Origin of the sequence: Paenibacillus ginsengihumi DSM 21568, from assembly GCF_000380965.1 — a bacterium.
GTDB classification, from domain to species: Bacteria; Bacillota; Bacilli; order Paenibacillales; family NBRC-103111; genus Paenibacillus_G; species Paenibacillus_G ginsengihumi.
On the sequence record NZ_KB905551.1, the window covers coordinates 155,244 to 176,339 of the forward strand.

Consider the following 21,096-nt stretch of genomic DNA (forward strand, 5'->3'; position numbering starts at 1 on the left):
GGCGATGGGGGGCTCGGGCGAAAGCCCCGTCATTACCGATACAGCGGGCCGAAGGCGGCGCAAGCCCGGTAATCGGCGCCCGTCGGGTCGTTCGCGCCGAAGGCGGCCCAGGCGCTCGGCCTGAATATGCGCTCCTGCGGCACATTGTGCATGCTTACCGGAATGCGCAGCATCGAGGCGAGCGTGATCAGGTCCGCTCCCACATGCCCGCAGCTGACGGCGCAGTGATTGGACCCCCAATTGTTCATGACGCTGTATACGTCCCGGAACGGACCGTCGCCGGTCAAGTTCGGCACGAACCACGTCGTCGGCCAGGTCGGATTGCTGCGCTCGTCGAGGATGCGGTGCACCTCGGGATCGAGCTCGACCGTCCAGCCTTCGGCCAGCTGGAGCACGGGGCCGAGCCCCTTGATCAGATTGATGCGGGCCATCGTGACCGGCATGCCGCCGCGCGTCGCGTAATCGGTCGAGAAGCCGCCGCCGCGGAAGAAGTCGACCGCCGGGCACCACCGCGTCGCCTCCAGGCACCTGCTAACCTCTTCATCGGTTATGTCCCAGAACGGCTTCATCGCCGGCGCTCCCCCGGCCGTCTGCTCCCCGGTGCCGTCCAGCGCCGCCGGGCCGGAGTTGATCAGATGAATGACGCCATGCTGCGCCCGCCCCTGCAGCGATTGCCCGGTGACGCGCCGCACCGCTTCAGGGCTCCAATAGGTCCGGACATCGGCGAAAATTTGCGCGCTGTTCGTCAGCAGATGCCCGAGCAGCATCGTAACGGCGTTCAGGTTATCGTTCTCGGTGGCGAGGATGTAAGGCTCCCGCTTCCCGTTCCAGTCGAAGGAGCTGCACAGGATGGCCTCCATGAAGTCGCCGGTCGGAAAGTGGTCGGTCCACGCCCGCTGCCCCTGAAAGCCGGCGGCGATGGCGTTGTGCCCGGCCGCTTCCTCCTCGTAGCCCAGCTCCGCCAATTTCGGATTGCCGACCATCAGGTCGCGGGCGATCAGCGCCATTTTGACCACGGTCTCCCAGTCCTTCTCCTTCTGCTCCGCTGTTCGCTGCAGATGGGGCGGGTTCACCTCGGCGCCGGGCCGGCAGTGCTTGCGGGTCCACTCCAGGGCGATCCTGTATTCCTCCCGGTCATAGATTTCCCGCTCGATCCGCCGCACAAATTCCGTCATGTCGACGTACTCGTTGCGCATGCCCAGATAGTCCTGGAAAAAGGATTCATCCACGATGCAGCCGGCGATCCCCATGGAGACCGAGCCCATGGACAAATACGATTTGCCGCGCATATACGCCACGGCAAGGCCCGCCTTGGCGAACAGCAGCAGCTTCTGCTGCACGTCCCCCGGGATCGTCGTGTCGCCGATATCCTGCACGTCCTTGCCGTAGATGGCGAACGCCGGCAGCCCCTTCTGATTGTGCCCGGCCAGCGCCGAGGCCAGGTACACCGCTCCCGGCCGCTCTGTGCCGTTGAAGCCCCAGATCGCCTTGGGCATCCACGGATCAGTATCCATCGTCTCGGTCGGGTAGCACCACGACGGGCTGACCGTCAGCGTGGCGCCGACCCCTTCCCGCGCGAATTTCTCCGCGGCGCGGGCCGCTTCCGCGACGCCGCCGATCGTCGTGTCGCTGATCACGCATTCGACCGGCTCGCCGCTAGGATGACGCAGCCGCTCCGAAAGAAACCGGGCCGCCGCTTGCGCCATCTTCATCGTCGGCTCCTCCAGCGATTCCCGGATGCCTCCCCGCCGTCCGTCGATGACAGGCCGTATTCCGATCTTCGGCATCGCTCCGTAGCCCGGCCGATGCAGGCTTGCCGCTTTCATCAATGCGATCTCTCCTTTTGATTATGATTGTTCTCCAATAAAGAACATTGTTCTTATTTTGATATAAAAAAATAAAACGTGCGCTTCGAGTTGATTTCTGTTCTTTATCGGAGAACATCGTTCTCAAATATTACATTTTCATTTTATGGCATCGAACGGGCGAATACAATCCTTTTTTTGGCATGATTCCAGCTTGTCTTCACATGATTACAGCTTGTCTTCAATCGAAGCGACGATGCCCTTCAGCTTCGCGGCATAGAAGACGATCTGTTCGTCGCCGAAACGCAGCGAAGGGCCCGATATGCTGATGCCGGCGATGACCTGCCCCTTGCGGCCGCGCACCGGCATGCCGACGCATTTGATGCCGAATTCGTGCTCCATGTTGTCGGTCGAATAGCCTCGGGAGCGAATCAGCGCAAGCTCGTCCAGCAGTGCCTGCCGGTCTGTGATCGTCTGATCCGTATATTTCTTCAGCCCCTTGGCGCTGACGGCGTCGGCCGTTTCCTCCGGCATAAAGGCCAGCATGGCCTTGCCGATGCCCGTGCAGTACAGCGGCGCTTTGACTCCCAGCATCGATCTCGTGGACAGCTGGTTTTTCGGCGAGGCCGAATCGAGATAGATCACCTCCGTCTCGCTCGGAATGCCGAGATACACGGTTTCTTTCGTTTCGTCGGCCAACTGCTGCATATACGGCACGATGATTTTGCGAAAATTGATGTTGCTGGAGATGACGTTCCCAAGCTCGAGAATTTTCAAGCCGAGCCGGTATTTGCCGTTTTCCGGATTTTGCTCCAAATACCCCGCTTTGACGAACGTATCGACAATATTGTGAACGTTGCTCTTGTACAAGCCGAGCTGCTCGCTGATTTCGGTAATTCCCAGCTCCGGCGTATCCGGCTTGAAGCAATCCAGGATGCGCAGCGCTTTATATAACGATTTCACTTTGATCTCTTCCGGCATCGTATCGACCTCTTCGCTACAAAATTTCAACACCGCTGGCAACGACCGATAACGAAAGGAATCCATCGTCACAGGCGTCGTTTTTGAAAGATATCGGTTCTGAAAACAACGGAGGTTGGGGCGCATTGCATGGCAGCGTGCCAGAAGGCAGCTGCAACGCGGCACGGCACAAACATATCACGTTTGGGATGAGCGGCCGAACCGTTGGAACGATCGGGCCCGGGCCTTTTCGGCCTCGACCTCGCGGTTGCGGGGCTGCGCATCGGTTACAAGCGAGTCGAGCAGCATCCGGGCGGCAGCGGCGACCTCGTTAACGGCGCGGCTGAACGCCTCCTCGTTCGCCTTCGAAGGCTTGGCGAAGCCTGAAATTTTTCTCACAAATTGAAGCGATGCGGCTTGAATCTCCTCGTCGGTCGCCGGCGGGTCGAAGTTGAACAGCGGCTTAATACTGCGGCACATGAGCATTCTCCTTTCATTCGCGAGATTTGCTATTGCTGTCATCTTACTACAGCTTGCGGGCTCCTTGCCAGCCGCGAGCTTACTTATCTTGAGGTAAGTCTCGCACGTTCAGGTAACTTACTCTACTGTTTTTCAGTACTTACCAACAGCGGAAAATGTTCCTATAATAAAGACAGACGCCTATGAGGAGCGATTTGTTCTTCATCGGACGTTGCCTGCGGTGTTGAAATTTTGCTCGGCGGATTACCGTCAAATTTTCACCTAATCGATTCGGCAAGGAGGCGTTACCCTGTGGAATACCGGAAGCTTGGAAACAGCGGTCTGAAGGTGAGCGAAATCAGCCTCGGCAGCTGGCTGACGTACGGCGGCTACATTGCCGACGATCCCGCGGTTCGCTCTATCGAGCAAGCGTACGATCTCGGCGTCAACTTTTTCGATACCGCCAATGTGTACGAGCGCGGAGAAGCCGAGAAGGTCATGGGCAAGGCGCTGTCCCGTTATCCGCGGGATTCCTATGTGCTCGCAACCAAGGTGTTCAACAAAATGGGCGAAGGTCCGAACGACCGCGGCTTGTCCCGCAAACATATCATGGAGCAGTGCGAAGCAAGCCTGAAGCGGCTCGGCACGGACTACATTGACATTTATTATTGTCACCGGTACGATCCGGAGACGCCGCTCGAAGAGACGCTTCGCGCCTTGGACGACCTCGTCACGCAGGGCAAAGTGCTGTACATCGGCGTCAGCGAATGGACTCCGGCGCAAATTACCGAGGCGTACGCGATCGCCGACCGGCTGCTGCTGGACAAACTGATCGTCAACCAGCCGATCTATAATATGTTCAACCGGTATATTGAGAAAGAAATCATTCCGCTCGGCAAAGCCAAGGGCTTCGGGCAAGTTGTCTTCTCCCCGCTCGCCCAAGGGCTGCTGACCGGCAAATATCGTGTCGGAGAGCCCATCCCGCCCGAAAGCCGCGCCGCCAGCAAAAACTGGGACGAGAAGCGGTTGAACGAGGCGTCGCTGCGCAAGGTAGAGCGGCTCTCCGCTCTGGCTGCCGAGCTCGGCATCAAGGTATCGCAGCTGGCCATCGCCTGGGTGCTTCGCCAGGACAACGTGTCCAGCGCCCTCGTCGGCGCCAGCCGTCCGGAGCAAGTCATAGAAAACTGCGGCGCGTCAGGCATCAAGCTGTCCGAGGATACGCTGAGCGCTGTTGAGGAAATTTTGCAAGGATAACCGCACGCTGATAGCCACTGCGGAGCCGCCCAGAGACGCTGGCCGCTTATCCGGCCGGAAGCGCGCCTGGCAGCGAGCGATGGCGGCAATGAGCGGTTCGGGCCGGCGATGGCAAACAAACCGGCGCCGGGCCGCTTTGCTTTTGTGCGGACGCAGCGGCTTGCCGTACGCAGATCGTAGCGATGCGCAGGCTTAGCGGCTTGCGGCTTCCAGCCCGCAGGCGTTGCCATAATAGGCCTGTCGATAACCACAAAGTGGCGGAAAATAGACCGCTCAATCGGTATAGTATTACAGATCGGCGACTAACCGCACTTGAATGAAACGACCGAATCCGGCTTTCGAATGACGATCGACTTTCGGTTTTGCTTCGCTCATGCGTTGGCTCCTCTCCATCGTTTCGGATATGCAAGCCTCAGCCACGATGTCACCGCCTTCCTGTATTATCCTGGATTTTCCTAAATAATCAAATCGATGCTGCGCACATCGTCAAACGAAATCCACGAGTATTCTTCGGCGTTTTCCACCCGAAACCGTCTGCTCGTGCGATCGAACTTCGTAATTTTCCCCCGGATGCTCTGGTCCTCTTCCTCGCTCCAGACGGTTACGATCACCTCTTTTTCGGTAAATAAAGCTACGCCTAACGCACGCGTAATCGATTCAAAGTCTTGCTCGTCGTGCGCCCGATTGAGAGAATGCTCGGAAAAACCCCTGAGCTTCTCATCCATAGAGATGTTATTTCGCATCCTGCAACCACCCCATAACAAGAACATTTGTTCCCATATTATAGAGCGAACGGGGAGGATATGCAAGACAAGAATCGCCTGCGCATGTCATTGTGCGAAAAAAGCGGAGCCCCAAGGCCGTCACGGACGGCGCTCCGTGCGCGGATATGGCGGACGCCCGGAATGGGCACGGAATCCTCCTATGGGTGACACAACATATCACATGCGACGTTACGCTGGCGATGCCGTCCGGGAACTTGTTCCTATGGAACGAATGCGATGAAAATGGATGGGGCGACAAGTGCCGCGCGGGAATCCAACGAAGTTGTTCGGCGGTTCACGCTTACCGCCCAAAAATGGAAGGCACATGCTGCTCTTTGGATCGTATTCGTGAAACCGTAAGGTCCCCACCACTGCGCAAGCAGCTCCGGTTCCGTCCCAGCCCGGCAGACCAGATTCCGACTTTTCGCAGCTCTTCTCCATTGTTTCCAGCAGTGAAATAAATTCATCAACGGTTGGCGGCTCCCGACGGTTCATCTGCTCCACAACCCGCTCGAGTTCGGCCAGAAGCTTCTGTTGAGCTTTAATATTTTTTATGCGAGCCAGCCAGTCCCAATCCCCTCTCTAACGCAAGTGACAAACGCTATTTTGCTGAAACGCAGCCTTTGGAAAATGTAACGCAGGCTTAGTAGCGCTATTTGGTCAAAAACGCTGAATCGGGTAGCCCAAAATGCCGAAGTAAGGCTGCTCACTTGCGTTAGAATGCCAAATCGATCGTTTCGAGCGAAATAAGCTCTCTGGCTAGCGTTAGCCCGGACAAAACAGCACCCTGGACTAGCGGGCATGAAGAGATGCTCCACGTCAGCGTTCGAGCTCCGCGTTAGCGCGGCCCCTCCCCGGGCACACCCAGGCACATGAGGCGACAAATCCTGCAAAAAATACAACTTTTTCTGCCCCCTTCGCACAAGAGGAAGGAGAATGTTGTATTTTGTGCAACAATTTTGTGGGGATTGGCTTAAAAACCGGAAACATCGCCCAAAATGTTGCACATTTTACAACATTGAGCCGCAAATAGGGTGGGTTGCCCCGTTTTTGTTGTACAAAATACAACATTTGCTCACTATCTTGAAAATAGCCCCCAGGGCCCGCGACCCAATTTTCACCATCTGATGGTGCCGCGCGGCGGCATGGGCGTCTACCTTGAAAAATTGGACGGAACCCTCCGGCGAATTTTCGGGCACCGAAGGTGACGACCGATGACGAAAGGAATCGCTCGTCATAAGCGGCTATCTTGAAAATAGCCCCGGTCCCGCGGCCCGTTTTCGTCTTCTGATGGTGCTGAGCAAGGCGTCATAGGCGGCTATCTTGATAATTCGGCTTTATCTACAAGCTGAATTTTCGGGCACCGCAGGCGACGACCGATGGCGTAAGGAATTGCTCGTCATAGGAGGCTATTATCAAATGATCGAAAGCGATTTATAATGTGGAGAAAGCCCCGGGCGAACAGCCGGATCGGCGCACGCGTCCGGGCTTATGCGATAACCTGCGGATAAAGCGAGGCGCGGCGCCGGCTTCGCCAACGTTCGGAAAGGGGAATGTGGGAATTGAAACAAACAACCGATGTCATATATTGGGATGAATGGACGCACCCGGCGTTCGGACAGCGGCCGCTGTACATCGCGGCGAGCGAGGCGGGGCTGTGCCGGATCACCTGGCCGAGCGAATCGTTCGAGACGCTGCAGGCCTGGGCCGCGAAGCACGCGCCGCATGCCGGCCTCGTGCGGGACGAGCGGCGGATGGCCGCGGCTTTGCTGCAGCTGCGGGAATATTTGGATGGCGAACGGACAGAGTTCGAGCTGGCCCTCGATCTGAGAGGCACTCCCTTTCAAGTATCCGTCTGGCGCACGCTCGTGCGCATTCCGTACGGCGAGACGCGAAGCTATTCGGACATTGCTGCCGCAGTGGAGAGGCCTGCCGCCGTTCGGGCCGTCGGCGCGGCCAACGGGGCGAACCCTGTGCCGATCGTCGTGCCGTGCCACCGGGTCATCGGCAAAAATGCGGCGCTGACCGGCTTCCGCGGCGGACTCGCGGCGAAGGAAATGCTGCTGCAGCGGGAGGGATATCGTGAATACAAGTCCGCGGGACATGCCCGCTTCCGGTTCTGAATCGCGCGCAGAGACCGTTCAGCTGACCGCGGCGGGCCCGTTCTCCTTCGGCGAGACGATGGCCTATCTGACCAGGTCGCCCCACGAATGCACGTATGCGGTGATCGACGGGCGCATCCGCAAGCTGCTTGAAACCGAGCAAGAGACGGTGCTGGTCGAAATCGGCGAGGGCGAGGATGGCGCGGCGCTGTCGATTCGTTGGCTCGACAGCCCGCCCCGCTCCCGTGCCGGGCGCGATGCCGTCGTCCGCTACGTCAGGGAATGGCTCGATCTCGATACAGATATGACCCCGTTCTATCGAATGGCCGAGAGCGACACGCTGCTGGGCGGATCGGTTCGCGACCATTTCGGCCTGCGCCTTGCGGGCATTCCCGATTTATTCGAGGCGCTGTGCTGGGCGGTCATCGGACAGCAAATTAACCTGACGTTCGCCTATATGCTGAAAAAGCGGCTCGTCGAGACGTTCGGCCGGTCCATGACCTTCGCAGGCAAGCGGTACTGGCTGTTTCCCCGCCCGGAGGAGATCGCCGCAACGGACGTCGCCGATTGGAGGAAGCTGCAGTTCACCGGCAAAAAGGCCGAATACATGATCGGCATCGCCCGGCTTATGGAAAGCGGCGCATTGTCCAAGGAGCAGCTGCTCGCCGCGGCGCAGCCGGGGGCGAATCCGCCTTTCAAGCAGCGGAGCAGCGGCTGCGGGCGATCCGCGGCATCGGGCCATGGTCGGCTCACTACGTGCTGATGCGCTGCCTGCGCGACCCATCCGCCTTGCCGATCGGCGACGCAGGGCTGCACAATGCGCTGAAGCGGCTGCTGAACCGCAAGGAGAAGCCGGAACTGTCAGAAATCCGCCGGCTGTTCGAGGCTTACCGCGGCTGGGAGGCTTACGCCGTCTTTTATTTCTGGCGGTTCCTCCAGGCCGCTGAGGCGAAGCCGGGTCTTGGCGGCTGACGGGCCTCGCAACGTGCGCGAAGCGTGAGCGAGCATCCTCGCCATATGCTTCCGCTCCTCCCGCGTCAACCCGCTGCCCTTCAGCGCTTCGCGGATCGGCACCACTTGGGTGACGTGACGGCCGCCCTGCTCTTTCCGCACGACGCAGGTAGGAATGCAGCGGACGCCGATCTGTATTTTTCCGGCATCGTCCTTGCGTATTTTCAGCGTCAGAATGACGCCGACCTGCGTATGCGGATTGTTTTTGAGGCGGGTGGAGACGAAGTTGCCCAAGGAATAGCTGACCAGCCGCCGGGAGCCGCGGAAGGCGATCGGCTGAAGCACGTGCGGATGGCTGCCCAGCACGATGTCGGCTCCGTGCTTGAAGAGCAGCCTCACGCACCGTTTTTGCGTCGCAGTCGGTTTGTAGTAGTACTCGTTTCCGAAGTGAAGATAGGCGATGACGACATCGACCTTCCGCCGCAGCCTCTTCACGTCCCGAACGAGCCGCGAGAGCGACAGCCGGTTGACGAGCCACGGTTTCCCCGCCGGCAGCTTAATCCCGTTCGTGTTCTTCGTATACGTCAGAAGGCCCAGCTTGATGCCGTTAATCGCGGCAATATAAGGCTGCTGCGACGCGGCGCGCGACGCATACGTCCCGGCATGGGCGATCCCGCACCGGTCCAATATCCGCAGCGTTCGCAGCAGCCCCTTCGCCCCGTAATCCATGCAGTGATTGTTCGCCGTAATCAGCATGTTGAAGCCGGCCCGCTTCAAGGCCGGCGCCAGCGCATCCGGACAAGTGAAGCGCGGCCCGGCGGATTTCTTCTGCGGCACGCCGCGCGGCCCGGCAAAGGTCGTCTCCAGATTGCCGATCGTGAAATCGGCCCGCCTCAGCTCGTCGGACACGGGGGCGAACAGGGGATCGAACGAATAGCTGCCGTCCTCCTTTCGGGCATCCGCGATCAAGTAACGCTTCACCAGCAAATCTCCTACAGCAGCAAGCTGAATTTCCTGCACAGGCACCATCCATTCTTTTTACATCCATCTTATGCAGGAAGCAACGTTTCCGCCGCCAAGAAGAGAGAATTGTTTTTGGGGCATGGGACATGGATAGCATTGGACAGTGCTGGCGGCTGCGGCTGCCTTGCAAGCGGAGCAATGCCTGGAGCAGGCCGGATGCTCCGGCAGACGATAGTCTACATAACCGCCAACCGGTCCATTGTCGTTAACGTACGGGCGCAGCGCCTGCGGGATGCGGACCGAGCCGTCCTCCTCCTGGTGGTTCCTAAATCAAGCGTCTGCCGCGCCTCGCTTCCGGCAACGCTTCGCGCGGCATGCTTTTCGCTCTGTCAAACCACTGGCCTACAGCAGCCGCTTGATGTCGTTGCCGGCGGACGAGTCGTCCGGCTCGGCATCGTCGGCGATGCCGCGGGTGGAATTGCGGAATTCGCGCAGCGTATCGCCGAACGCCCGGCCCAGTTGCGGCAGCTTGGAAGGGCCGAAGACGATCAAGGCGATCGCCAGAATAAGCAGCAGCCCGGAAACGCCAATGTTGTTGAACATGGTCATATGCCTCCTCGGTTCCAAAAAATATTTCGATTCGAGTCATCGAGCCGGTTGTATCTTTTCGCCCCGGCTATCCGCCGGACGGGCTCTGTCGCATGACGCGCCACTGGCGTCCGGCGACCAGCACGCTGATCTCGAACAATCCGATCAGCGGGATGGTGACCGACAGATGGGACATGAGGTCCGGCGGCGAAATGCACGCTCCTACGATCGTCAGACCGACATACGCATATTTGCGCGCCGTCTTCAGCCGCTCCGGCGTCAGCAGCCCGATTTTGGCCAAAAACAGCAGCACGACCGGGAGCTCGAAGGCGACCGCCAGCGGAAAGACGACGCTGAACAGGAAAGAGAAATACCGGTCGATCCCGTACGTCTCGACCGCGCCGATCGTCCGGTTCATCGCCTTCATGAAGCGGAGCATCATCGGGAACACGACGAAATAACCGAAAGAAGCCCCGGCCAAAAACAGCGCGAACGATACCGGCACGAACGGCAGCGCAGCTTTCGCCTCCGCTTCGGTAAGTCCCGGCCGGACGAACGCCCATAGCTGATACAGCAGAATGGGCAGCGTGAGGAGCACGGCAAACAGCAGCGCGCACTTCATATAGATCATCAGCCCGTCCGTGAACGAGAACACATTCCATTCCACGCCTTCCGCCGCAGGCTGCGATTTCAGTATCGCCAGCAGCCGCGGCGCCAGAAACAGGCCGGCGCACATCGCCGCGCTGAACCATCCGAGCACGATCAAGAGCCGCTTGCGCACCTCTGTCAAATGATACACCCAATCGATCTGTTCCATATCCTATCGACCGCTTTCCCGTGAGCAAGGCCAGCAAGAGGAATCAGACGACAAGTCCGCTGCCTTGCTGCAAATATTTCGCGATGCCTTCGGCCGCCCGGTAGGCGAGCGCGCCGACGGTCGCCGTCGGGTTGTACCCGCTGTTGTGGGCGAATGCCGAAGCACCGACGACGAATACATTTTCCGCATCCCACATTTGAAGATACGAGTTGACCGCCGACGTCGACGGATCGGCCCCCATAATCGCTCCTCCCGTGTTATGCGTCGATTGGTACGGAACGATATTATACGAGCCGAGCTGGTCGTTCGTGCCGATCGTCGTCGGCCCCATTTCTTTCATAATCTCGGCCGTCTTCGCGCCCATGAACTTGACGAGCTCCCTGTCCTGATCCAGGAAATCGTACGTAATCCGCAGCAGGGGCATTCCGTAGATGTCCTTATAGGTCGGGTCGAGATCCATATAATGCTGGCGCCACGGCAGGCTTGCGCCTTGGGCCGAGACCGTCAGCACCCGGTTGGCGTACTTGATCGACGCCTGCTTGAACTCCTTGCCCCAGTTAGGCGTCCCTTCCGGAACCGAATTGTTCGCTATCGGCCGAAGGCCGGTTTGCGAGATCCGAATCCCGGCCCCGTGCAAAAAGTTCAGGTCGGAATGGTCGAAATTATCGCCGTTGAATTCCGCGATCTCCATGCCGAGCGCGCCTGCCCCGGCGTACAGGTTGAATTCCCGGTCCTCATAAAATCCGGTCGCCCGGGCGCCGCCGACCTGATAAGCGTAGTTTTTGCCGATAACGCCTTGCCCGGTCTTCGGATCGTACGGCTTGCCGAGCTTGGAGGCGAGCAGCAGCCTGACGTTGGTGAACACATAGCCGGCCAAAATGACCACGTCGGCGGGCTGCTCGAATTCCTCGCCCGTCAGCGTGTTCACATAGATAACGCCGCTCGCCTTCTTGCCGTCGTGCACAATGGAGGTAACATTGGAGTATGTTCTCAGGTCGAGGTTGCCTGTCTTTTGTGCAACCGGCAGCACCGTGACGACCGGATCGGCCTTGGCTCCGTATTCGCAGCCGAACCGCTCACAGAAGCCGCAATATTGGCAGCCTGCCCGCGTAATGCCGTCCGGGTTCGTGTACTGCTCCGACAAGTTGGCCGACGGCATCATATACGGCTTGTACCCCAGCTTCTTGCACGCTTCCTCGAACAGCTTCAGCGCCGGCGTCTTCAACATCGGCTTGGTCGGATAGGGGCTCGACCGCTTGCCGACCAGCCCCTCCGGCTCTTCCCCGCCGGAGATGCCGGCCATTTTCTCGAATTTGTCAAAGTACGGCTCCAGCTCATCGTATGTAATGCCCCAGTCCTGCAGGGTCATCCCTTCGGGAATTTTGTTTTTCCCATACCGCTCCACGGTTTTGCTGTAGATCTCGAAGTCGTAAGGCAAAAAACGGTACGTCTGTCCGTTCCAGTGAATACCTGCTCCGCCGAGCCCTTCGCCCATCAGGAACGAGCCGTACTCGCGCATCGGCAGCGCGGTCATTTTCTCGTTGTTGCGGAACGTGACTGTCTCTTTGGACAAGTCCTGCATCAAATCGTAGCGCTGCGCGTAGCGAAGCTCATCGTGAACCATATAATAATCCTGCGTGCTGCGCGGCTTGCCTCGCTCGAGCCCGACCACCTTGACGCCCTGCTTCGTCAGCTCGGCGGCGATGATGCCTCCAAGCCAGCCCATTCCGACAATGACCACTGGCACGCTGGGCAGTTTCGTAGCCATATCAGCATCCTCCGTTTCTCGTCATCAAAAGCTAGTGCGATCCGAAATGATCGTGCAAGCTGCGCGGTTCCATCTTGACAAACTCTTCCTTCTCCATAATGGCGGTGTACGTCATCTGATTGCCTGGATAGTTGCGCATCTTCCATCCCTGCATGTTTTTGTTGCCGCCGTACATCGGATCGCTGTACACGCCTTCGAGCGTCATCGTGCGCAGCAGATTGAAGAACGCTTGTCCGGTCACTCCGCTCACGACCGCGATCTCCCCTTTCTGGAGAGAGGTCAGGATCGCATCCTTCTCCTCGTCGGGGAGCTGGGTGAACGATTTATTGTATTTGCTCTTGCTGGCATCCTCTATCGCCTGCAGTCCCATGGTGAACACTTCGTGGCGCGGGATGCTCTGATGCTGCCCCTGCGTCGTCTCCCCTGCCTGGAACGGCCCCATGCGGTACTCCCGCACATTGTGGCCCCACCGGCCGGCAAGCTGATGGTCGATATAGAAGGCGACGCCCAGCTCCGCAGCGCCCGGACCGAGCTCGTCCTTCGGGAAGATCCGTTCGGCCGCGGCTTCCGTCAGCTGCAGCTGGCTCTGGGTGAAAAACATCGGCGCCTGATTGAAATCGGCCGCTGGCGGCTGCTTGGCCGGATTGTCAGGTTCCGCGGGGGCCGGCGACTTGCGGTAAGTGTTCGCAATCGCTCCGCCAATGACCCCGCCGACGACCGCGCCGCCGATCGCCGCCCCGGAATATTTCAGAAAGCGGCGGCGGGAATCGCTTTGCGGCTGTTCGGATTGCCTTTCTGCCATAACTGTTCCTCCTTGGGTATGTTTCCATTAGCTTAATCCGCCGTTTTCCAATTTATACGGGCAGGCGAATACATCTTGGGGCAGAAAATCGGCCAGCGCACTAAGCGCATGAAATCGGGCAGTCCGGGAAACGCTATGCTCATCAATGCCTGCCTAAATCTGTTTTGAAGGAGCGTTTTCGATGAAAAAGACATTGATAGGTATTGCTTTGCTGCTTGCTTTCTCGCTGTCGGCTTGCGGCGGAGGCGGCACCAACAACAATCCGCCGGCCGATACGGGCGCAGACAACAACGCCGGCGCGGGAGCGGGCGGCGGAGCTACGGTCAACGCCGAATCGTTGTACAAGTCGAACTGCCTGAGCTGTCACGGCGGCAACCTGGAGGGCGGCGTCGGTCCGGCGCTATCGGCGGTCGGCAGCAAATATTCCGCGGATCAATTATCCGATATTATCAACAACGGCCGCGGCGCCATGCCTGGCTTCAAAGACCGGCTGAGCGCCGATGAGATCGCCGGCCTGGCCGACTGGCTCGCCGCCAAAAAGTAAATGATACCGGCCGAGACCGGAAATTGTGGAAAAGAACCTCAGGCATGCTGCCGCCGCGGCGGGGATGCCTGAGGTTTTTTTCCGGGATGATTTTTCCGGAATGATTAATGATTCGTGAAGCCGCCCGTTCATCCCCCTCCCTTTTGATCCAACGGATACAGCGCTGCCGAGATGTTACGGGATACAACGTCTATCGCGAAGCGGATAAAACTTGCACCGCTGACGCACGAGCGCCCGCACCATTTCGCGCCGGACACGGACGGCGAGCGAATGCTTCGGCAGGTTCATGCTTACCTGAAGGTAACCAAAAATAGCCAAAGTAAGCAGATTTACTCTTTTTGCAAAAGAACGGTATGATAATCGTGTGAACGAATACCGGTTGCCGGGCAGGCGACAACAAGGAGGCGTTGTCATGCAGTACGCAGCATTGGGAAGATCCGGTTTGAAGGTGAGCCGGCTTTGCTTGGGGACGATGAACTTCGGCGTCGATACGGACGAACGGGAAGCGTATCGGATCATGGACGCGGCGCTCGATGCGGGCATCAACTTTTTCGATACGGCTAACGTCTACGGCGGCGTCGGCTCGCGCGGCAAGACGGAGGAAATTATCGGCCGCTGGTTCGCGCAGGGCGGCGGACGGCGGGAGAAGGTCGTTCTGGCTACGAAGGTGTACGGGGATATGGAGGACCCGCACGACGGTCCCAACGCTCCGCGGGGGCTGTCGGCGTTCAAAATTCGCCGGCACCTGGAAGCGTCGCTGCGGCGACTTCAAACCGATCATATCGAGCTGTACCAGATGCACCACATCGATCGCAACGTGTCGTGGGACGAGATTTGGGAAGCGTTTCAGGTGCAAGTATATCAAGGGAAAATCGGGTACGTCGGCGCCAGCAATTTTGCCGGCCGGGATCTGGTCAAGGCGCAATACGAGGCGAAGGCGCGCCATTTCATGGGGCTCGTCTCCGAGCAGCACAAATACAGCCTGCTGTGCCGCTGGCCCGAGCTGGAGGTGCTGCCCGCTGCAGAAGAGCACGGCATTGGCGTGATCGCCTGGAGCCCGCTCGACGGCGGCCTGCTGGGAGGCAATGCGCTGACCCCGGCGCAAGGCTCGCGAAGCGCCCGCAATCAGGCGAGGGCTGAGCAGCGGCGCAGCCAGCTGGAAGCGTTCAGCCAGCTTTGCAAGGAGCTCGGCGAAAGCGAGGCGAACGTCGCATTGGCCTGGACGCTGACGCATCCGGCCATGACCGCGCCGATCATCGGCCCGCGCACGCTGGAGCAGCTGCAGAGCACGCTGCGGGTTGTCGATATCGTGCTGGACGAACCAGTGCTGAAGCGGTTGGACGAAATTTTCCCGGGGCCGGGCGGAGAAGCGCCGAAAGCTTACGCCTGGTAACCGGCAGCAGCGAAAGGGTCGACATCGGCCGGAGATCTCTTGCAGAAGAGGAAACTCCAGCCGCATTTCGGCCCTTTCTCCATTTTGGCGAAGCCAGCCGCAAGCCGCCGCCATTCCCTGCTCGTCTTCTCCGCTTCAGCGCGTTCAATCGCTCCCCAAGGCCGCTGCTCGGGCAAGAACGTGCTGGCGAGCCGTAGTTCCCGCGTCGTTCGCGATACCTTACATGTGCGCTTAAGCTTGCCGGGCTTAACGGGCTTACGAGCTTACGAGCTTACGGGTTACGGACGCCAGGGAGGCGTTTATCCAGAATATGCCCCGGCGGAGCAGGCCACAATAAGGCGGAACGAATATCGATTGAGGGGGGAAGCGACGCGATGGACACCGATTGCGATTTCTCGCCGCTCAAGCTGGAGCTGAAGGAGCGGCTTCAAGGCTTGATCGGAAAAATGGCGAAAACGTCCGCAGGGCTGGATCTGGAAACGCGTTGTCTGCTGCACGATTTTGAGGAAATTACGGACGAGCTCCACCTCATTCAATCGCTGGCTGCCGCGTTCTACTTGAAATGCTACCTTTCTTCGTATACAAGCAAATATACGGAAATCTCCTTTGCGGTTCGCCACTTGGCTGAGCGGCGTCACGGGGCGCTGATTGCGGTCGAACGCAAGCAGCCGCTGGATCGCGTCATCACGCCGGGCATCCCTGTCGATGCCGCTTTGACGCCCCATTTGCTGGAATCGATCTTCGTGCCGGGAAGTCCTCTGCACGACGGAGCCGTGCTCATCCGCGGCGACCAAATCGTCTCGGCCTCCAATGTGCTGCCGCTCTCCCGTCTCGTTACCGATCAAAAGCTCGGCACCAGACACCGCGCCGCCATCGGCCTGAGCGAAATCACCGACGCTCTCGTCATCGTCGTATCGGAGGAAACCGGGCGGTCGTCATTCTGCATTGGCGGCAAAATTTATGCGTTCTCCGCATTGCCTTAAGTTCGCATTACCTTATGTTCGCATTGCCTTAAAATGTGGAACGCTCGCGCAGACGATTCGTCGTTCAGTGAGTCTGGTCGGCGATTCTTCCGCTTTTCTCATCGCCAGCTCTTTGAGTATCGTTGAACCCGCCGTGGCTCATCCATTCCCGGTTCATCCGATCGCTGGAAGCGGGAATATCGGCAAGCTGCTTGAACACTTTGACCAGACTATACTCGCACATTGTCAACAAAAAGTTTTGAAACCGCTTCCCCTATGGCTCGAACCAACGCCGCAGCGCCTGTGGAACCTCGCGGCTTTTGCGGGTCTCGATGTCCAGCGCCACGCTCGTAACTTCCGCATCGGCGCACAGCTCTCCGCGCTCGTTCACGATCTGCTGTTTCAGCACGTAGCTTGATCTGCCGATCCGCCCAGGATGGGTGACGATCGTCAGCCTATCCCCTTGCCGGCACTCTTTGCGGTAATTGATGTTGATGTTGACTGTGACGGTTTGGACGCCCATTTGAGTGAATGCATCATAAGGCAATCCTGCCGTCTCGTACCACTCCTCGCGGCCCCACTCCAGATACTCCAAATACTTGGCATTGTTGACATGGCCGTTGACGTCGATCTCCGTGGATCGCACGATAATCTCCAGCTTGACTTCCATTCTCGGACTTCTCCTTTGTATATTGTGTTCATAGAACGTATCCCGTGCACGTGCGCTACGAACCGGCAGCCGGACCGCGGAATGGCAATGATTTGGCGCCGTGCGGGCCTCCGCTTCTTGCGAAGCCGACACGGAGCAGTGCACTCGCTTTACTTGCGCCTGACATCCGCCGCGAACGATACGCCGGCGACCATCTCCGCCAACCATGGACAGCTTCGCGGCAAGCCGTTCTTATGACCGCGCCGCCCGGGCTTCATCGGCAAGGTCGGATGGAGCCGTTCCAGCGCTTGAACACCCGTCATCTCATCCAGCGAGACAAGGTGAACACCGAGCGAATGCAGAAGCGGAGCCATCCGATACAGATGGCTGATCTCTTGCGTTTTCTCGGCGAAGAGAGCCTGGTCCTGTGGCTTGGCATTCAGCCAGCCTTTGCAGCGATGCGGACCTGACTGATCGAAATGGAGGTGACGATCCCGCGCTTGATCGCTTCATCCCGCACTTCTCGCGGAGTCCAGTGACTGATCGGACGTCCACTGGCCGCCGGATCTTCACAAGCAATGGCCACGATCTGCAGCACTTGCTGCTCGGTGAAGGTCGGCGGCGTCCCCGGACGGGGCAGGTCGCTAAGGGTTTGTACGATGGCGGCTTCCAGTTCTTCCGGATGTTCTTGTTCGAATCGGCACAGTTCGGGGAAATGCTTGATCCAACGACCTCGCCAATGGACTACACGAGAACGATCCATCGGGAGCAGTTGACTGATGGCCGTGTTGGTCAGTCTGCGAACGGACTCCAGCACAAGACGCGCTCGTTTGCCCAGAGACTGCGGAGTGCTCCGTCGCCGAATCAATTGTTCCAGCACTTTACCTTGATTTTCGCTAACGAAGATTGGGCTCGCCTTTCGTCCTCTTGCCATAGTGATCACCCTAACGAATCTTAGTTCATTAAGTGTACCACATTCTTTAGCAAGATTATCCTATTTCGTTGAAGTATTTGCGAATTCTAGCACTAGTTTCTATGTAGCATTATAGAGTCCCCGCCGTTTTCCTAGGTGGGGACTCTTTTACGCTTACCTTACAAATCAATAGCATTCTTATAGCACCATTCATTATTAAATGGTTTACTTGATATTTTTTCGGCTCAATCTAAAAATCAGTGCTTGACAGCCAGTCCAGCAAACGATGGCGGTTGCATTCAATGAGAATGCTTGCTATGTAGCGACTACGGTTACGGGTGAAGTCATGGCGGCGTTGATAGGCTTTGATGCGATTGTGTTGTCGTCAAGCACCGATTTCGGGTTTGAGCCTACAAATGTCTTTAATATCTTCAATAAGTTTGGTTAATTCAATTTTGCTATTTGCTTGGACTAAAAAAAGGCTGATGTCCCCATTACTTAAGCACTCTCCCTAATTCTTCTAATGAATTTACAATAATTACACCTTTACTCTACTCTTAGCAAAATCTATTTTCTCTAAATCATATTTGTTTAGAGTTTTCCCCGGCTTCGACAGTCTGTATATACACAAATCGCTGCGAACCCAGTCAGAACAAGGTTTTCAGCGATTGTGGATAACTTCGTGTGGTGCCTACAGATTTTAGGGGTCAAAGCACTGCGAGTTGGCTTGATCGAGAAAAGTTTCGTGCCTTCCGAAGATCTTCGGGAACTCCGCGACTTGACTCGTTTGCGGAAGAAACGGGTCGGAAACTTAACCGCTGATGTTGAAGACAAAGACCCCTTATATTGAAGGCGGACCTGTCCGCACGGAACCCGTAGCTTAACAGGATCGCCTGCCATTGCTTCGTTTATACATCAAGGACACAAACTTGATGTGCCGGGCATCCTGTTGCTACTACGCGCAACTTAGACTTTCACAGAAAAGATAATGCCCAAAAGCTGACGGGATTGCCTGTCCGAGCGTTGACGGTTTCGCTGTGGAGCGGATTCAGCTTCTCTCTCCGCTCATGGAGGAAGGATTGGACCCGGCCAAAGCAAGAGAAATCAAAGCGAAGATCTGCGAACAGACGGGCTTGTCGGAGCGGACGTTGCGACGGTATTTGTCGGCGTACCGCCGGGAAGGATTCGACGGATTAAAGCCCAAGGGGAAAGAGAAGCACCTCTTGACTCCCGCTATTCGGCCGGACATTGTGGACCAGGCGATCTTGTTGCGCCGTGACGTGCCGAGTCGGAGCGTCGCCCAGATCATTCAGATCATGGAATGGGAAGGGCGAATTCAGCCCGGCTGTCGCCGCTCACGTAATTTGACGTGAGGCAGGCGATTTTTTGTTATGTATGTTGGCGGAGGGAAGAGGCGGTTGGTTGTCGTATGTAATAGGGAGTTGAGACGACAATCATGAGGAGGTTCGGCGGTACCGCGACCGCCGGGTTCCCGCCGACGAGGTCGCGCCAGCAGAAGAAGCGGACGAGCAGCTCTCCTTTCTCGATTTGGCGGAACAGAAACGAAAAGCACAGTGGAAGGAACAAGAAATCTGCTATGCGCGCGCCACCATGGGAGGTGAGAAGCGGTGAGCGCAACGACTCGACCCTTTACGTGCATGCTGGATACGGTGGCTTGCTTTACGTTTCGCGGTCATGAAGAAGCGTTTGCTCGGCTGAACGTAGCCGTGGCACAGCGTCAGCTCGGTGTGCTGACCGGCGAAGTCGGCAGCGGCATATAGTGGCACACGATGTCAAGACAGATTTTTAATTGATTTTAAGGGGTGAAATCTTTCACATAGCAATTTCTCTCTGTTGTTCGATGGATTTTCTGAAAACCAAATTTAGAAATAATTGGCAATGATGATTTGTCCACAGGTGGTGGACGTAGCCCAAGCGAAGGCGCGGGAGTATTCACCTGTGAATAAGTTCTTTGTTCCCTTTGTACACCGAAGCCGGCGTTCGATATTGCAAGGACTGATGCGGTCGATAGTGGTTATAAAACTCGATGTAGCGGTTCACTCCTTTGCGTGTTTCTTTTGGGCTCGCATAGTCATGCAAATAGACTTCTTCGTACTTCAAGCTGCGCCAAAAACGTTCGGTGAAGATATTGTCCACAGCCCGTCCCTTGCCATCCATGCTGATGCGGATGTTTTGGTCTTTGAGCAGTTCAATGTACTGTGGACTCGTAAAATGGCTGCCCTGGTCACTGTTGATGATTTCCGGTTTGTTCACATGCAGCGCACGTTTTACGGTATCGATGACGAAGCCGATTTCCAGACTTTGATCGAGCTGCCAGTCGATCACGTAACGTGAGTACCAGTCCAGGATCGCGACCAGATACATCCACCCGTGTCGCATGCGGATATACGTAATATCGATGCCCCATACCTGATTGGGACGGCCAATGGTGACGCCGCGGAGCAAATACGGATAAATCCGGTGCTCGAGATTTCGTTTGCTGAGATTGGGACCGGGATAGATCGCAGCGAGTCCCATCTCCTGCATGTATTTTTGAACGGTATTGCGGTGGATACGCTCTCCTTCCGTGTTTAAGATGGCCGCGATCCGTCGGGAGCCCAGGAACGGATACTGCGTGTAAATCTCGTCAATCCGGTGCTTGAGGCGAATTTCCTCCGGGGAGGGAGGGACCGGCTTGTAATACAGACTGGAGCGATTCAGGCTCAAGATGTCGGCCTGTGTGGTGATGGGCAGTTCGGAATGTTCCCATTCCAGCAAGGCTAGCCGCTCCTCTCGCGTCCATTCAGAGGCCAGATTTTTTTTTGATCCACGCGAGTTGAGTGGTCAGTTTTCCGACTTCGGCGTAGAGGTCATTGATCTTCTGTTCGTATTCATTTTTCATTTTGGTGATGCCCTTACGGTCATCCACAAACAGCTGATGGAGATTCTGAACAGCTTCCGTTTTCCACCGGTGGAGGACATTCGGGTGAATTCCATGCTCGGAAGCAAGCTGTGAAATCGACTTTTCCTCCTTCAGAATTTCCAGCACGATTTGCGCTTTTTCTTCCGGTGAAAACTTTCTGCGCATGGTTGTCATCAACTAAGAAACTCCTTTTTTGCTGTCTAGTTTTCGGGCTCTTCGCCACTAGCGATGCTACCAGCCAAAATTAGCTCTACGAATTTCCAGAAAACCTTTGAAAATCGGACAAGGGAATTGGTATAGATGCTTCGCTCCACGTCCACCATCTGTTGCAGCATAAACAAGACTACAAATGGGCATACTGGTGCTGGACAAGGGAATTGGTTCAGGTGCGAGCGATGCGTGGCTCCATGCTGTTGCCAATTCTTTTCTTATTTCAAGGCGAAGTTCAGCTTTCCTGCCAATACGTAGACCATAGCGAT

The 21,096-nt window shown here is 57.2% G+C and carries 23 protein-coding genes and 2 pseudogenes; 10 read left to right on the forward strand and 15 right to left on the reverse strand.

Annotated features, from left to right (window positions below; genetic code table 11):
* Positions 1–32 precede the first annotated feature (32 nt).
* The 3 genes from F591_RS0103915 to F591_RS0103925 form a co-directional block, all read right to left on the reverse strand.
* A complete protein-coding gene (locus F591_RS0103915) occupies positions 33–1,826 on the reverse strand; it encodes an L-fucose isomerase (protein ID WP_019533282.1) in 1,794 nt (597 codons plus the stop codon).
* 207 nt (positions 1,827–2,033) lie between these two features.
* Complete coding sequence (locus F591_RS0103920; RefSeq protein WP_019533283.1) at positions 2,034–2,786, reverse strand: IclR family transcriptional regulator; 753 nt, start codon at positions 2,784–2,786, stop codon at positions 2,034–2,036.
* Between the two features lie 177 nt (positions 2,787–2,963).
* Entirely contained in the window at positions 2,964–3,245 is a 282-nt protein-coding gene (locus F591_RS0103925) for a DUF2277 domain-containing protein (protein ID WP_019533284.1), read from the reverse strand.
* Between the two features lie 291 nt (positions 3,246–3,536).
* Here F591_RS0103925 and F591_RS0103930 point away from each other — a divergent pair, with 291 nt between their 5' ends.
* Complete coding sequence (locus F591_RS0103930) at positions 3,537–4,478, forward strand: aldo/keto reductase family protein (protein ID WP_019533285.1); 942 nt, start codon at positions 3,537–3,539, stop codon at positions 4,476–4,478.
* A 455-nt stretch (positions 4,479–4,933) separates the two neighbouring features.
* On the opposite strand, the gene F591_RS0103940 is transcribed toward F591_RS0103930, so the two are convergent.
* A complete protein-coding gene (locus tag F591_RS0103940) occupies positions 4,934–5,221 on the reverse strand; it encodes a YolD-like family protein (RefSeq protein ID WP_169445830.1) in 288 nt (95 codons plus the stop codon).
* Between the two features lie 1,574 nt (positions 5,222–6,795).
* Between F591_RS0103940 and F591_RS0103950 the strand changes: the two genes are divergently transcribed.
* Together F591_RS0103950 and F591_RS27325 are read left to right on the forward strand one after the other, a co-directional pair.
* Positions 6,796–7,365, forward strand: a complete 570-nt coding sequence (locus F591_RS0103950; protein ID WP_019533288.1) for a methylated-DNA--[protein]-cysteine S-methyltransferase — start codon at positions 6,796–6,798, stop codon at positions 7,363–7,365.
* Positions 7,325–8,107 carry a DNA-3-methyladenine glycosylase family protein gene (locus F591_RS27325; RefSeq protein WP_245580975.1) on the forward strand — a complete coding sequence of 261 codons (783 nt, stop codon included), beginning with the start codon at positions 7,325–7,327 and terminating at the stop codon, positions 8,105–8,107. The genes F591_RS0103950 and F591_RS27325 overlap by 41 nt, the downstream gene beginning before the upstream one ends.
* 98 nt (positions 8,108–8,205) lie before the next feature.
* Here F591_RS27325 and F591_RS27330 read toward each other — a convergent pair whose 3' ends face one another.
* The 5 genes from F591_RS27330 to F591_RS0103980 form a co-directional block, all read right to left on the reverse strand.
* Positions 8,206–9,324 (reverse strand): CapA family protein, encoded by a 1,119-nt coding sequence (locus tag F591_RS27330; RefSeq protein WP_019533289.1) that lies wholly within the window; start codon positions 9,322–9,324, stop codon positions 8,206–8,208.
* Between the two features lie 336 nt (positions 9,325–9,660).
* Positions 9,661–9,861, reverse strand: a complete 201-nt coding sequence (locus F591_RS0103965; protein ID WP_019533290.1) for a twin-arginine translocase TatA/TatE family subunit — start codon at positions 9,859–9,861, stop codon at positions 9,661–9,663.
* A 73-nt stretch (positions 9,862–9,934) separates the two neighbouring features.
* Positions 9,935–10,663, reverse strand: coding sequence for a twin-arginine translocase subunit TatC (tatC, locus tag F591_RS0103970; RefSeq protein WP_019533291.1), 729 nt, complete (start codon positions 10,661–10,663; stop codon positions 9,935–9,937).
* A 43-nt stretch (positions 10,664–10,706) separates the two neighbouring features.
* Positions 10,707–12,431 (reverse strand): GMC family oxidoreductase, encoded by a 1,725-nt coding sequence (locus F591_RS0103975; RefSeq protein WP_019533292.1) that lies wholly within the window; start codon positions 12,429–12,431, stop codon positions 10,707–10,709.
* Positions 12,432–12,462: 31 nt separating this feature from the next.
* Entirely contained in the window at positions 12,463–13,233 is a 771-nt protein-coding gene (locus F591_RS0103980) for a gluconate 2-dehydrogenase subunit 3 family protein (RefSeq protein WP_019533293.1), read from the reverse strand.
* Between the two features lie 181 nt (positions 13,234–13,414).
* On the opposite strand from F591_RS0103980, the gene F591_RS0103985 reads away from it, so the two are divergent.
* The 3 genes from F591_RS0103985 (at position 13,415) to cdaS (ending at position 16,153) form a co-directional block, all read left to right on the forward strand.
* On the forward strand, positions 13,415–13,777 hold the full coding sequence (locus tag F591_RS0103985; RefSeq protein ID WP_019533294.1) for a c-type cytochrome: 363 nt from the start codon (positions 13,415–13,417) through the stop codon (positions 13,775–13,777).
* Between the two features lie 412 nt (positions 13,778–14,189).
* Positions 14,190–15,170 (forward strand): aldo/keto reductase, encoded by a 981-nt coding sequence (locus tag F591_RS0103990; RefSeq protein ID WP_019533295.1) that lies wholly within the window; start codon positions 14,190–14,192, stop codon positions 15,168–15,170.
* Positions 15,171–15,544: 374 nt separating this feature from the next.
* A complete protein-coding gene (gene cdaS, locus F591_RS0103995; RefSeq protein WP_019533296.1) occupies positions 15,545–16,153 on the forward strand; it encodes a sporulation-specific diadenylate cyclase CdaS in 609 nt (202 codons plus the stop codon).
* Positions 16,154–16,217: 64 nt separating this feature from the next.
* On the opposite strand, the gene F591_RS31210 is transcribed toward cdaS, so the two are convergent.
* The 4 genes from F591_RS31210 to F591_RS27340 form a co-directional block, all read right to left on the reverse strand.
* Positions 16,218–16,385 (reverse strand): hypothetical protein, encoded by a 168-nt coding sequence (locus tag F591_RS31210; RefSeq protein WP_156829441.1) that lies wholly within the window; start codon positions 16,383–16,385, stop codon positions 16,218–16,220.
* 21 nt (positions 16,386–16,406) lie between these two features.
* Complete coding sequence (locus F591_RS0104005; protein ID WP_019533298.1) at positions 16,407–16,802, reverse strand: acyl-CoA thioesterase; 396 nt, start codon at positions 16,800–16,802, stop codon at positions 16,407–16,409.
* 149 nt (positions 16,803–16,951) lie between these two features.
* Positions 16,952–17,104 carry a hypothetical protein gene (locus F591_RS27335; RefSeq protein WP_156829442.1) on the reverse strand — a complete coding sequence of 51 codons (153 nt, stop codon included), beginning with the start codon at positions 17,102–17,104 and terminating at the stop codon, positions 16,952–16,954.
* Positions 17,105–17,220: 116 nt separating this feature from the next.
* The gene (locus tag F591_RS27340; protein ID WP_019533300.1) at positions 17,221–17,715 is read right to left on the reverse strand and encodes a helix-turn-helix domain-containing protein; all 495 of its coding nucleotides are present in this window, start codon (positions 17,713–17,715) and stop codon (positions 17,221–17,223) included.
* Positions 17,716–18,403: 688 nt separating this feature from the next.
* On the opposite strand from F591_RS27340, the pseudogene F591_RS31215 reads away from it, so the two are divergent.
* From F591_RS31215 to F591_RS29985, 4 genes and pseudogenes are all read left to right on the forward strand, one after another.
* A pseudogene (locus F591_RS31215) lies at positions 18,404–18,517 on the forward strand (IS110 family transposase); the annotation flags it as partial.
* Between the two features lie 214 nt (positions 18,518–18,731).
* The gene (locus F591_RS0104020) at positions 18,732–19,067 is read left to right on the forward strand and encodes a helix-turn-helix domain-containing protein (RefSeq protein WP_026326362.1); all 336 of its coding nucleotides are present in this window, start codon (positions 18,732–18,734) and stop codon (positions 19,065–19,067) included.
* Between the two features lie 88 nt (positions 19,068–19,155).
* A pseudogene (locus F591_RS33505) lies at positions 19,156–19,326 on the forward strand (integrase); the annotation flags it as partial.
* On the forward strand, positions 19,323–19,475 hold the full coding sequence (locus tag F591_RS29985) for a hypothetical protein (RefSeq protein ID WP_211217556.1): 153 nt from the start codon (positions 19,323–19,325) through the stop codon (positions 19,473–19,475). The pseudogene F591_RS33505 and the gene F591_RS29985, both read left to right, overlap by 4 nt.
* A gap of 172 nt (positions 19,476–19,647) precedes the next feature.
* On the opposite strand, the gene F591_RS0104030 is transcribed toward F591_RS29985, so the two are convergent.
* Positions 19,648–20,782, reverse strand: a protein-coding gene (locus F591_RS0104030; RefSeq protein ID WP_425414341.1) for an IS3 family transposase whose coding sequence is annotated in 2 segments (ribosomal slippage) — positions 19,648–20,518 and positions 20,517–20,782 — 1,137 coding nt in all. Because the reading frame shifts where the segments join, the coding sequence is not laid out codon by codon here.
* A 66-nt stretch (positions 20,783–20,848) separates the two neighbouring features.
* A partial coding sequence (locus F591_RS32215; protein WP_211217557.1) for a hypothetical protein occupies positions 20,849–21,096 on the reverse strand: 248 nt, incomplete at its 5' end.